The organism is Flavobacterium litorale (assembly GCF_019613795.1).
GTDB classification, from domain to species: Bacteria; Bacteroidota; Bacteroidia; order Flavobacteriales; family Flavobacteriaceae; genus Flavobacterium; species Flavobacterium litorale.
Genome location: NZ_CP080429.1, coordinates 1,401,700 through 1,415,453 on the forward strand (window position 1 = coordinate 1,401,700; position 13,754 = coordinate 1,415,453).

At 36.0% G+C, this 13,754-nt stretch carries 11 protein-coding genes; 3 read left to right on the forward strand and 8 right to left on the reverse strand.

Going from position 1 to position 13,754, the window contains the following annotated elements:
* Positions 1-3: 3 nt before the first annotated feature.
* On the reverse strand, positions 4-504 hold the full coding sequence (locus K1I41_RS06195) for a thioredoxin fold domain-containing protein (protein WP_220639512.1): 501 nt from the start codon (positions 502-504) through the stop codon (positions 4-6).
* 9 nt (positions 505-513) lie between these two features.
* Positions 514-2,754, reverse strand: a complete 2,241-nt coding sequence (locus K1I41_RS06200) for a TonB-dependent receptor (RefSeq protein WP_220639513.1) — start codon at positions 2,752-2,754, stop codon at positions 514-516.
* Positions 2,755-2,999: 245 nt separating this feature from the next.
* Between K1I41_RS06200 and K1I41_RS06205 the strand changes: the two genes are divergently transcribed.
* Complete coding sequence (locus K1I41_RS06205; protein ID WP_220639514.1) at positions 3,000-4,238, forward strand: coiled-coil domain-containing protein; 1,239 nt, start codon at positions 3,000-3,002, stop codon at positions 4,236-4,238.
* Between the two features lie 10 nt (positions 4,239-4,248).
* On the forward strand, positions 4,249-5,967 hold the full coding sequence (locus tag K1I41_RS06210) for a patatin-like phospholipase family protein (protein WP_220639515.1): 1,719 nt from the start codon (positions 4,249-4,251) through the stop codon (positions 5,965-5,967).
* Between the two features lie 2 nt (positions 5,968-5,969).
* Here the strand turns inward: K1I41_RS06210 and rpe are convergent, their stop codons facing one another.
* The 5 genes from rpe to K1I41_RS06235 all read right to left on the reverse strand — a co-directional run bounded on the left by rpe (position 5,970) and on the right by K1I41_RS06235 (position 10,414).
* Complete coding sequence (gene rpe / locus K1I41_RS06215) at positions 5,970-6,632, reverse strand: ribulose-phosphate 3-epimerase (protein WP_220639516.1); 663 nt, start codon at positions 6,630-6,632, stop codon at positions 5,970-5,972.
* A gap of 154 nt (positions 6,633-6,786) precedes the next feature.
* On the reverse strand, positions 6,787-8,064 hold the full coding sequence (locus tag K1I41_RS06220; RefSeq protein WP_220639517.1) for an aspartyl protease family protein: 1,278 nt from the start codon (positions 8,062-8,064) through the stop codon (positions 6,787-6,789).
* Positions 8,065-8,141: 77 nt separating this feature from the next.
* A complete protein-coding gene (locus tag K1I41_RS06225; protein ID WP_220639518.1) occupies positions 8,142-8,615 on the reverse strand; it encodes a response regulator transcription factor in 474 nt (157 codons plus the stop codon).
* Between the two features lie 337 nt (positions 8,616-8,952).
* Positions 8,953-9,816 (reverse strand): sigma-70 family RNA polymerase sigma factor, encoded by an 864-nt coding sequence (locus K1I41_RS06230; RefSeq protein WP_114677033.1) that lies wholly within the window; start codon positions 9,814-9,816, stop codon positions 8,953-8,955.
* Positions 9,817-10,051: 235 nt separating this feature from the next.
* Positions 10,052-10,414, reverse strand: coding sequence for a TM2 domain-containing protein (locus tag K1I41_RS06235; protein ID WP_220639519.1), 363 nt, complete (start codon positions 10,412-10,414; stop codon positions 10,052-10,054).
* 37 nt (positions 10,415-10,451) lie between these two features.
* On the opposite strand from K1I41_RS06235, the gene K1I41_RS06240 reads away from it, so the two are divergent.
* On the forward strand, positions 10,452-11,336 hold the full coding sequence (locus K1I41_RS06240; RefSeq protein WP_220639520.1) for a hypothetical protein: 885 nt from the start codon (positions 10,452-10,454) through the stop codon (positions 11,334-11,336).
* 83 nt (positions 11,337-11,419) lie between these two features.
* Here K1I41_RS06240 and K1I41_RS06245 read toward each other — a convergent pair whose 3' ends face one another.
* On the reverse strand, positions 11,420-13,696 hold the full coding sequence (locus K1I41_RS06245) for a polyribonucleotide nucleotidyltransferase (RefSeq protein WP_220639521.1): 2,277 nt from the start codon (positions 13,694-13,696) through the stop codon (positions 11,420-11,422).
* Positions 13,697-13,754: the final 58 nt, after the last annotated feature.

Below are 13,754 nucleotides of genomic sequence, written 5' to 3' on the forward strand. Positions count from 1 at the left end.
TGTTTAGTAGTTACTTAATTTGGGGAGTATCGCTTTTAAATCGTCAGCTTTTAATAAGCCACCATAAGTATCGATAATTTCATAATTCGCCGATATAAATATCCAATGCGGGTAAGAAGGATTACCTTGTGTGAGTTCGGTTGCCAATTCGTTACTAACATTGGTTTTACTATAGGCTTTATAACCGTACTCTTTACCGTTGTATAGTATAGTCTCTTTTAATTCGCCATCCAATTCAATAAAGTAGCAAGAGTTTTTTAGTAGTTCTTGCAACTCCTTGTCTTTCTCAATTTTTTTGTCCTGTATCTTACAAATGCCACACCAACTAGCATGTAATTTTATTACTATGGGTTTTGGGTTCGCCTCCATTAATTTGGGCAATAACTCAAAAGTAGTGCTATAGCTTTTTTGTGCATAAGTAGTAATACAAACCACTAACGCTACAACAATAAAAAATTGTTGTAGCGTTGGTGAATAAAATGCTTGCTTTTTGCTCGTAGGCATAATCCTTTTTTAAAATAAGTTATAACGCATTCCTAAAAAAGCTCTTGCACCTTGTAATGATGCATAATTGTAATTAGGATCAAAGGTATAACCGTTTGGATTATCTACATCAACATTTCTATCAAACGGATCAAACGGACGGATAATGGGGTTATCGGGTACGAAATCCAGTAGGTTTTTAACGCCTCCGTAAAATTCCAATCCAGAATCAAATTTTTTTGTCCCTTGTATGTTTGCAATTAAAAACCAAGGCGAATACTCGGGTCTAAAATCATTGGGCAATATAGGCAATCGCATGGGTCCGTACCAGTTCCCTGTTACGTCGATGCTATAGTTGTTAGGAAACGAATACGTGGCTACCAGCGTACCCGACCATTTTGGAGCCTGTATTTGCTGTAAACGTTCTAAATCGCCTGCTTCATTTTCCTCTATCTGGAAAACGTCCATCCATGTAACGCCTGCCATTATTTTTAATGGAAACGTAAAAGTAGCATCTACATTTAATGACACCCCTTGCGATATGGCATGACCGCGCAAGTTATCGTATATAATGGCATCAGGGTTCGTATCAAAATCGCCTACAATTTTATTGGTAAAGTAGGTGTAAAAACCAGTAACATCAAACCCAAGATAAAAACTATCGGTAGGTACTTTTAGTACGTAATTTAAATTACCACTGTACGAACGTTCGGGGTCTAACTCTTCAGCAATTATAACATCGCGTGAACCTGATAATGCCGCATGGTCTTCCGTAAACAAGTTTACCACTCTAAACCCACTACCAAAACTAGCTCGCACCGTATTGTTGTTATTTGGCGAAAATTTATAGGCTACTCTTGGCGAGTGTACGCCCCCGTGGTTTTCGTCATAATCAAAACGATATCCACCTAGTAAAGTATGTTTTTCGTTTACTTTCCATTCGTCTTGTATAAAAATACCTGGTAGTGGTGTTTCCGATGGTCGGTTGCTAGTTCCGTCTGACGATGCTGTACCAGGAGTATTATCGTCGTAATACGTATAGCGCATTGCAGCACCCAGTAGTAAGGTATGGTTTTCGCCTATAGGCTTATCCCAGTAGGTTTGTACAAAAGCTACTTGCTGTTCTGCCATATAGGGTACATCGCCATAAAATGAGTTTTGGTCGTGAAAGTTATAAGAGAATTGCGTAAATATTTTCTCCTCCGTAGGCAATTGGTACATTCCAATTAACTCTGCCCGTTTGGTATAAATACTCTCCCCATAAATTTCATCGCCACCCCTTGCGGCACTCGTCCAATCCATTTCGCCACCCCATCGGTCTTCATACACATAGCGCCCAGCAATACTAGCTATTCTGTTATTGTTACGATCAAAACTCCACTTGTTAAATACCGATATTCTGTTTTGCAGTGTCATATCCGTAAAGTTGTCGTTGTTATTATCAATACGGCTATCAAAAGTAAAGTAATTCAATCCAATAAGCCCATGTGCCTTACCAACACTAAATTTACCCCCCATATCAACGCTAAGTTCGCCCCAGTCTGTTAAAAACGTATCAGCGCTAAGCTCAGGAGCTTTACTTGGGTTTTTAGTAATTACGTTAATAATACCCCCCATAGCTTCGGAACCGTATAGTGATGATGCGGGTCCTTTTACAACCTCTATACGCTCTACCATACTGTTGGGTATACCATTTAACCCATATACTGTAGATAGTGCGCTTACTATAGGCATACCATCTATAAGTATAAGCGTATAAGGACCCTCCATACCATTAATGTGTATATCGCCCGTATTACAAACATTACAGTTTAATTGTGGCTGTACACCATTAACCATTCCTACAGCTTCGAATAGACTAGGTGTTGGGTTTTTTTTAAATAATTTTTGGGTTATAATCTCTACAGGTATCGGGCTTTCGGAGCGCCTAACCTCTTTCATTGTTCCCGTAATTACTACCTCATCAAGCGCCATAGTATCCTCTTGTAGTGTTACGTTTACTACCATTGGAGTAGGGCTAGTAACTTTAACCGTTTTCGTTTCGGTTTTAAATCCTATAAAGTTAAATACTACTCTATGTGTACCAAGCGGTACATCTTTAATTTCATAATTACCATTTTCATCGGCAACAATCATAACATCTAACTTTTGTATCGATACCGTTACCGATGGAACCACGCCCTGATTGGATGTTATTTTACCCTTTATGGTTCCGTTTTGCGAAAACGCCATGCTACTAACAAGCAATATCAATACGTAATAAATTCTCATGATTTTTGTTTAGAACAATTTTTAATAACAGCGCAAAAATACATTTTTAGTTTAGCCTAAAAAAATATTTAGATAAAAATAATTGATTTTTCGTAATAGGCTGTTTGTAAACCACGTTTTAAGTTATATTACCATAAAGTTAAATTTATTACTGTGCATAGGAGAGTGTATATAAATACCTAGTATTGGGTACTATTTTAAAGAAATAATCAACTAATTTTGATAACCAACCAAACAGTAAACCCATGAAGAAAATTACTTTTCTTATTCCAGTTATTCTAATTTCTTGTTATAGCTATGCCCAAATACCAAGTATAAAACAGGCAGACCGAAGTGGGAATACAGTACGTGTTTCTCCCGATTTAAGTGCTTACTTTGAGAGAAGAGATTCCATAAACGCAAAATTGGATAAGTACATTGATATGGTAGCTAAAGAAAATTTTGGTACACTATCAGAAGATGAAGTTACGGACTCGATAGCAAAATTAAGAGTGCAACGCGATTTGTTGCGGCAGCAAGAAATAGCCCTTGAAAATGATTTACGCTATTTAAAAATTAAGCAAAATAAATACAAGGCAGATATTGCGCATTTAGAAAAAGAATTGGAGCGCGAATACGAAGCTATGGAGCAAGAGGATATTGGTTTTGATGATACTGGCAGGCTAACAACAATTAAGTTAGCTATTGCCGATAAAGAAGAATTGCTTAAAAACGTAGAAAAAGATATAGCCCGTGTAGCGAAAAATAATAGAGCGCCTTATTTTTTTCCGAGTAGTTATAAAAAACACAAAGAGTCGTTTTATAACATGCTTTACAGTAAAGAAGGCGACAAGGACTTTTATTTTGTAAATAATGCAGCATTGCAAATAAACGATAATGCTAATACGATAGAGAGTGAGCTTGCATCGGCATTTTTAGGAGCTTGGCGTATATCGTTCGGAACACTTATATCCAACTCGGCTAATAACCAAACAACAACAGATGAAAACGGTGAAGAACAACCTGAACAATTGATAGCTACAGGTGATACAGAAGCTTTTCAGCGTTTATTAGCAGGTGGCGGTAATGTGTTTTTAAATGCAGAGCTACCCGTTTTATTTGCTCACGAAGGTGCGTGGGTAGGTTACTTAAATGCTTACGGAAAGGGCTCGGTAGATTTTGCTGAAATTAGTAACGATATAGATACCTCTACCGCTAACGGAGCGGTTGGGGCAAATTTTTATACAAGTATTTCTACCGATAAAAATGAATTTAACTTTTTTGCCAATGCCAATTACGGAATGTATTTTGGTGGCAACCAGTTTTACGATGCCTTAAATTTAGAAGAAAAACCATTTGGTTTTGGTCAGCTCATTGTAGGGGTAACTGTATATAACCGTTTCCGTTTTTCGTTTACAACCAATACATTTGGTTCGGACGAAGCGTTGCGAAGCGGCAATGTAGTATTTGGTATACAGGTACTATCGGGCTTTTTTGAGAACTAAAACAAACAGTATGGAAAACGATACTTTTAGGGTAGGGCTATGTATGGCAGGTGCCGTTTCGGCAGGTGCATACACCGCAGGCGTGGTAGATTATTTGCTAGAAGCACTCCAAGAATGGGAAAACCGCAGAGGGCAAGCGGGTGTGCCTACCCATAAAGTAACCATTCCAGTTATTGGTGGTGCATCCGCAGGTGGAATGACGGGTATAGTTGCAGCATCGGCACTAGAAGGCAACATACAAAAAGTACCCGTACCTGCTACCAACGAGATATTAAAAGAGCACCCAGAAAACAGATTCTACAATACTTGGGTAGACCTTTTAGGAGAAGATATGTTCCAAAAAATGCTAAACACCTCCGATATCGCAAAGGAAGATAACGTAATAGCATTACTTAACTCACAGTTTATAGACGAGATTGCCGATAAAATTGTAAAAACAGCTACTAATACACCCAAACCAGAGCGACCGTATTTTGAATATCCTGTAAAATTATTCACTACATTATCTAATTTAGAGGGGTACGATTATAATATTGACTTTAATTCCTCAATAAAGAGAGAGAAGTATGTAATGACGGTGCATAACGATTATACTTGTTTTGGACTTTACGATACACCAGAACAAAAGCAACAAATACAAGAAGGTTGGATTCCGCTTAACTTCAGAAAAAAAGAAAATACGACTATAGCTAAAAATGCCGCCATGGCAACAGGTGCATTCCCTATAGGTTTAGAGTCGAGGGTTTTAGAGCGAAAAGCAGACGATATACGTAAAATTCCCTTTTTTAGAGATGATTTTATCCAAATTCCGAATATTCCCGAAAACCATAAAACACTTAACGTAGATGGCGGAATGATTAATAATGAGCCTTTTGAAAAGGTTAGGGAAGTGCTAGACGATATTACTAGAGAAAGAATACCTAAACTAGATAAAAAGGAGCTTGTTAAAATGAATATGGAATACGATACTTTTTCCAATACCGTATTAATGATAGATCCTTTTCCGAGCAAGGCAAAAGAAGACAGTGCACCATTTAATTATGATAAAGATATTGTTTCGGTATTTGGCAAACTGTTAGGAGCAGTAACCAACCAAATGAAAGTTAAGGCAGAAGATTATATGCTTGCTATGCAATCTACCTATGCCAGCCAGTTTTTAGTATCGCCCTCGCGGTATTTTAGAAATCCCCAAGGCAACCAAGTAGATGCTTTTGGCGAAAATGCTATAGCTTGTGGTACACTAGGAGGCTTTGGAGGGTTTATTAGTAAAGAGTTTAGGGTACATGATTATTATTTAGGACGATTTAACTGCGAAATATTTCTGAGAGATTATTTTACCATCCCTAAATCGGCTATTGATAATAATCCTGTATTTAAAAATGGCTACGCAGGAATTAATATCGACCATTTTAAATCGACTAAAGATGACAGCTACCAGATAATACCCATATTCTCAGACTATCCTGAGGAAGGATATTTTCCGATGCCAACGTTTGCTAACGGTAGTAATTGGCCCTTAATTAAAGAGCAGGAAATAGATAAACTAAAGCCCCACGTAAAACGCAGGGCAGAAAAGATTATCATGAATTTAGCAAAGCTAAATTTTATTAACAAGGCTTTACTATTTATAGGTGTAAAAGTGGTATTGCGCAGAATGCTTACCAACAAAACATTAAGTGCCATAAAAAAATCGATGTTCGATTGGAACTTAATGATTAAAAAACGCTAATATTATAAAGCAGTTATTTTTTTAAGCTCTGCTATAGTTGCAGTAGGGTTATCCGACCCAAAAACGTAGTTACCTGCCACAAGTACATCAGCACCAGCTTCTACCAATTGCACTGCATTTTTATCGCTAACCCCGCCATCAATCTCAATTAAAGTGTTGGCATCGTGTTTTGCTATTATTGCTTTAAGCTGCTTAATTTTACTATATGTGTTTTCAATAAACGATTGCCCACCAAAACCAGGGTTAACGCTCATTATACAAACTAGGTCAATATCTTTTATAACGTCCTCTAATAAACTTACATTGGTATGTGGGTTAATAGCAACCCCAGCTTTCATTCCTTCAGCTTTTATAGCTTGCAGTGTGCGGTGTAAGTGTGTACAAGCCTCCAAGTGTACTGTTAGGTTGGCAGCTCCAAGTTGTGCAAAAGTTTTAACATACTGGTCAGGATTTACAATCATCAAGTGTACATCAATTGTTTTTTTTGCATGGCGTGTAATTGCACCTAGAACAGGCATACCAAACGAAATGTTGGGTACAAAAACACCATCCATAATATCAACATGAAACCAATCGGCTTCGCTGTTATTAATCATTTCAATGTCGCGCTGCAGGTTAGCAAAATCTGCCGATAAAACAGATGGGGCTATTAAAGTATTTTTCATTGTAGTGTTGTGAGTGTTTGTACTGCAAAGATAGTTTTATGATTTTAGCTTTGAAAGCCTTAATTTCCGAAATCTATATAAATAAAAATTCCAATAAGTACAAGAACACTATAATACAACTACTGAGTGATGAATTATTGAAAATTCATCTTTATCATTCAATAAAAACAAGTTCACCTCTTTTGAAAGAAAGTAGTGTTTTTTGTTTCGATAATACTTCATACCCTATTAATCCATCCAGATTCAAACCATACCCTTGGTTTAAATGTGAAATGTTACTAAAGGCAGTTACTAAACGCTTAAAGTTTTTACTACCAATTTTCATGCTCTTTACTTCTGCTGTGTTTATTACTACCGGATTATTATCGGCTCCTATTAAACTATCTAATTCAATATTTTTTAAATTACTTTTAAGTGATTCAAACAAAGGTTCATGAATTAAATTGGCTTCGGCTCCACAGTCAATTCCAAAGGTATATTTTTTCCTTCCTATTTGCGCTTCAATTACTGGAATATGCTGGTTTAAAGAAAATGGGACGGTTTCTAATTTGGCATTAGGTAAATGTGTGGTCTTATAGTTATCAAAATGATTTGGATTGATGAGTACAAGTTTTTTATTTTCATAATCAAATAACACATCATAGTCTTGAATTAAGTCATACCCGATTAAACCGTAAATTTCGGTATCCAAATCTTCTTCTAAATGTGAGATATCTAGAGTAATAACTTCTTGGTTCTCTAATTTAATTCCTGCAAAATCCAATTCTTCAACCTTACCAATGTCCATACCATTTATACTACCATTAACACCACTAGTAGTCGATGATATTCTTGTCTTTCCCTCATTATCTTGTCCTGCAATATATTTAGTGTTTAAAATTACTCTTGGCGAACCACTATCTACTATAAATTTTCGTTGCACTCCATTTAGTAAAACCTCTACAGCTATTAAATTTCCTGCCATCTCAAACGGAACTTCAATAACGTTATCATTATTTCTCTGAATTTCGGTATCAGCACTCATTGTTTTTACTTGCATGCCAAAAAGCTGAAGATCTGTAAGTTGGTTTTGTTTATTAAATACAAAAGTGGTTTCTACTGCCCCTCGTTGCTTATAAAAAAAATTATACCCAAGCTCTAGCCCTTTACTCGTATTAGTTTGGTTAATTTCTTTATAGTTTTCTACCTGATCGTTTAACTGACCAAATAGTTGTTGTAGCACCATTTTTGCAATGGAACCTGTTTGACCTGCAATGCTAAAATCTGGAGCTAATTTAGTTTCTAATACTGCTGACGATTTGGTATTAATTCCTTCGGCAGTAATTTGTACAATTTTTTTGCATTCTTTTACATCTTGCGCCATTGCAACTATTGTAAAGTTAAATGCAATAAATAGGAAAGTGATTTTTAAAAATTGATTTGAAATGTTCATATCTGTTGTTTTTTGATTGGAAACAAATATGAGTTTGAAAAAAGTAAATAACTAATTTTTCAGGTTGGATTTTGGGACTAGACCTCTTTATCTCTCATTAAATCAGTAAGTTCTGTTCTTGATGTTACAGAGAGTTTTTTGTATAAATTATTAATATGAGTCTTAACAGTACTTAAACTAATGCTTAGTTCTGTTGCAATTTCTTTATTGCTTTTACCTTGTTGTATTAAATAGGTTACCTCTTTTTCTTTTTCTGTAAGTTTTGTTAAAGGCTCAGTGGTTGGTGTATGGTTTTTAGTAAAATACATTTTAGCAAAAACAACAACTCCTAATGCTATTAAAACCATACCTGATAGTAACTTATAATTAGTTTTGGGTTCGGGTTTTGGTTGGCTAAAGTCTATTACCGCTACAGTAACATTTCCGTTGTCATAAGAGGCTACGTTTTCTTTCTTGTTATTACCATTTATAATTAATAAAATGCCTATAGCTATTACTAAAACAGTAATGAGATGTATAAGCGTTAGTTTTTGGTTTAAGAATTTATGCATTGACAGTTTTTATTATTTTTTGCTCCGTAAAATAACGAATAAATTTAAAAATGAATTGTAGAGCATTATCATTTATTGAATTTTACAAAAGGAGGAAATTTATAATAGCACAAAAAATTAGACTAAGGTTTAAGGCAAATTAATGGAGAAGCTTTTAGGGTTTTATATATAAAGAAAAACTCCGGTAATCAGCCGGAGTTCAATCATCAATCAAAAAACGAACAGTTATTGAACTGTAAGTGCTTTCTATATCGTTATAACGTATATTCGTAAAATTTAGCAGCCAAAATACAAATTTTAAATAAAAAATAAAATTTTGGGTTAAAAATTTTAACGATTATCCAAGATAGGTTTTTAGTATTTTGCTACGAGAGGTATGTTTTAATCTTCGTATTGCCTTTTCTTTAATCTGGCGTACGCGCTCTCTAGTAAGGTCAAAAGTTTCACCAATTTCCTCTAGTGTCATTGGGTGCTGGTCACCTAATCCAAAATAAAGGCGCACAACATCTGCCTCGCGTGGTGTAAGCGTTTCCAATGCTCTTTCAATTTCTGTACGAAGCGACTCGTGTATCAACTCACGGTCTGGGTTTGGCGATTCGCCCGAACGCAATACATCATAAAGATTGGAGTCTTCACCCTCAACCAACGGCGCATCCATAGATAGGTGACGCCCTGAGTTTTTCATGCTCTCCTTAACATCATTAACAGTCATGTCAAGCTCTTTGGCAATTTCTTCTGCCGAAGGCGCACGCTCACTACTTTGCTCAAGCAAAGCATACATTTTATTAATTTTGTTTATGGAGCCAATTTTATTAAGCGGAAGTCGTACAATACGCGATTGCTCGGCAAGTGCTTGCAATATCGACTGACGAATCCACCATACCGCATAGGATATAAATTTAAAACCACGTGTTTCATCAAAACGTTGCGCAGCTTTAATTAACCCCAAATTACCCTCATTAATAAGGTCGGGAAGTGTTAATCCTTGATTTTGATATTGCTTTGCTACCGATACTACGAAACGTAGGTTGGCTTTTGTAAGTTTTTCAAGTGCGCGCTGGTCTCCAGCTTTAATACGTTGTGCTAACTCTACCTCCTCATCTGCCGTAATTAAATCTACTTTTCCAATTTCCTGAAGGTACTTGTCTAAAGATGCAGTTTCCCTATTGGTTACCTGCTTGGTTATTTTAAGCTGTCTCATTTAATAAAAATCCTCACTTTAAGTATGTAAATAGTTATACGCAACGAAGTACCAAAAAGTTACATTAAATTCAAAAAAAGTTTAATTAATTGTTGTCAAAGTATAATACATAAATCCAAATCAGTTTTTTAACTTAACTTATACACTCGAATTAACAGTTCATGAAGGTATAATAATATAAAAACTCTACTATAATTAGTAGAGTTTTTATTATAATCAATTTTAATAGTAGTGTTTAAAGCGTTTTATCGTAACTACCGTTTTTAGGTTGTAAATCACCAGTAACGATTCTAACAAAATCTATTATAGTCCATATTCCTAACAGACCTAATGTAAGTAACTGAACAACGCCTTGCCAAATGTAACCAAGGTAAAAACGGTGAATACCAAGTAAACCAAGAAAAAAGCAGAGCAATAGTGCTACAACTTGACTTTTGGAACCTGCAGCAGCAGCAGGAGAAGTAAATTCTTCGTCACTTTGTTCTTCTACTATAGTTGTACTATTAGTAGCTGTTCTCTGTACTGGAAAAGATGCATAAGTAGCATTTACTGACAAGAAAAAGATAGCAATTAGAGAAAATAATAGTTTTAATTTCATATTAAAAATTTTTAAGTTTGTTCAAATATATAAAAATATGTACACGAAGAAAATTTTAAGTTTATTTTTCTGTTTCATAACAACGCTATTGTTTTCGCAAGAAAAGTACGAGTATTTTGGAGCTATAAGTTTTGGTTCTGATACCAAGTCAGTTATATCTTATCGTTTGGTTTTTACGGAAATAGATGGTAAAATTTCAGGGTATTCTGTAACTGATTTAACGGGCGAGCACGAAACAAAAAATTTAATAAGTGGTTCGTATAATAAAAAAACAAAAGAATTTACTTTTAAGGAGGAAGATATACTTTATACTAAATCAACTATAAATGATGAAATGTTTTGTTTTATTAACTTTACTGGCAAAGTAAAATCGGTAGATGATAACAGTAAACTAGAAGGTAGTTTTAAGGGGTTTTTTAAAGATAATACAAAATGTGTAGATGGAACTATACAGCTTATAGGTTCTAAAAAATTATATAAGAAGATGCACAAAATGAATCGTAAGATTCAGAAATCGAAAAGATTTGATGATGAAACAAAACGAAAAGCCAATCCACTAACCCTATTGGATAGTCTTAAAGTTAACAATCTAATTAAGAATCAGAACCTGAATGTATTTGTAAAATCTGATACAGTAGTACTTGAGGTTTGGGATGCTGGAAAAGAAGATGGGGATATTATTCAGTTATATCACAATAATGAATTGGTACTAAAAGATTATAAAATTACTAACAAGAAAAAATTAATAACCATTTCTATACAAAAAGAAAATATATTTAGGATTATTGCAACCAACGAAGGTAAATACAAGCCTAATACAGCAATGATTAGACTTATTGATAATAATCGTAATTTTGAATTAATGTCAAGTTTAAAAGAGGGAGAAGCTGCCACAATTACCATATTAAAAAATAGGCAATAGTAATTTTATCATCTCTATTTAAAATAAAAAACCCTGCTAAAAAATGTAGCAGGGTTTTTTGTAGGAGTTAAAAAATTAGTGGGTTACGATTCTTTAGTATCGTTATTTCCATCTTCTTTTTGCGCTCTGTCATTATTTCTATCATCCCTGTTTCTAGCGTTTCTGTCATCTCTCCCTCTACGGTCGTCCCTTCCTCTATTGTCTCTAGGGCGATCCTCTCTAGGTGGTCTGTTTTCATCTCTAGGTGGGCGTGGTAGTAATGCCTTTCTCGAAACTTTCTCTTTACGCGTTTTAGGGTCTATACCAATGTATTTCACATCAAATACATCGCCCATATTAATAACATCCGATACATTTTCAGTTCGTTCCCATGCTATTTCACTAACGTGTAATAATACTTCGTTACCAAGAGCATCGTTATATTCTACTACTGCACCAAAGTCTAGCATTTTAATAACTTTTACGCTATAGGTTTCGCCAGCTTTAGGTTTAAAGGTAATCGAATCTATTTTACGTAAAACCATATCAATACCTTCTGGGCTTGTACCTAGTATTTCTACTTCGCCCATATCATCTACCTCATTAATTACAATAGTAGTGTCTGATTCTTTTTGTAGCTCCTGAATTACTTTTCCGCCAGGACCAATAAGCGCACCAATGTAATCGCCAGGTATAGTAACCTTAATAATTTTTGGCGAGTGGCGTTTAACTTCTGGTCTAGGAGTATCAATAACTTCTGTTAACTTATCTAATATATGCAAACGTCCGTCGCGAGCCTGATTGAGGGCTTGCTCCATAATCTCGTAGTTAAGACCATCAATTTTTATGTCCATCTGGCAAGCTGTAATACCGTCGGCAGTACCTGTTACCTTAAAGTCCATATCACCCAAATGGTCTTCATCACCAAGAATATCAGATAGTACAGCCCATCTGCCAGTCTCTTCATCAGAGATAAGCCCCATGGCAATACCCGATACAGGTTTTTTCATTTGTACTCCAGCATCCATAAGTGCTAATGTACCAGCACATACTGTTGCCATAGATGATGAACCATTTGACTCTAACACTTCAGATACTACACGTACTGTGTACGGGTTCTCTTCAGGTATCATCTTTTTAAGGGCACGTTGTGCAAGGTTACCATGACCTACTTCTCGTCTGGATGTTCCTCTCAACGGTCTTGCCTCTCCAGTAGAAAAAGGAGGGAAGTTATAGTGTAGATAGAATTTCTCTTCACCCTGATCCGTTGGTAAGTCAATAACATTAGCCTCGCGTGATGTACCAAGTGTTACGGTAGCGAGTGCTTGTGTTTCTCCTCGTGTAAATATGGCTGAACCGTGTACAGATGGTAAATAATCTACCTCGCACCATATTGGGCGTATTTCGTTTGTTTTTCTTCCATCAAGGCGTAAACCAAGATCCAGAATAACGTTACGTACGGCTTCTTTTTGTGTTTTAGATAGGTATTTACCAACCAAGTCACCGTTTTCAAGTAGTTCTTCTTCGGTAAATGCTTCTTTAACTTCTTCTTTTAATAATGAGAATTTCTCAGAACGTTCTTGTTTAGAAGAACCTGCTTTGGCTATCTCAAAATATTTATCGTAAGAAAGCTCACGGACTTTTGCATGAATTGCTTCGTCGCTTCTTTCTTCTTCATACGTTCTGCGTTCTTTGCCCACCGCTGCTCTCATTTTTTCCTGAGCAGCAACTTGTACTTTAATAGCTTCGTGGGCAAACTTAATGGCTTCTACCATTTCTTGCTCAGAAATTTCTTCCATTTCACCCTCAACCATAGCAATAGAATCTGCAGAAGCTCCAATCATCATGTCGATGTCAGATGCCGCTAATTGCGCCTTACTTGGGTTTATTATAAATGCACCATCTACTCTTGCAACACGTACTTCTGATATAAGTGTGCTAAATGGAGCGTCTGATACTGCTAATGCTGCTGATGCTGCTAGCCCTGCTAATGCATCGGGCATTACTTCGTCGTCATGCGACATTAATTGTATCATTACCTGCGTTTCGGCATGGTAATCGTTCGGGAAAAGTGGTCGTAAAACACGGTCTACTAATCGCATGGTTAATACTTCGCTGTCGCTTGGTCTTGCTTCGCGCTTAAAAAAGCCACCTGGAAAGCGACCTGCTGCCGCAAACTTTTCACGATAATCTACCGTTAAGGGTAAAAAATCTACTCCAGGACTCGCGCTCTTTGCAGATACTACTGTAGCAAGTAGCATGGCATCACCCATACGTACCACTACAGCACCATCAGCTTGTTTCGCAAGTTTTCCAGTCTCGATCGAGATGCTTCTTCCATCTCCCAGATCGATAATTTCTCTTGTTACGTTTGGAATCATAAAATTCTAATACTTTGATTAAACAATGGGTTTCTAGTTGTGTTGTAGTTGTTGTGTG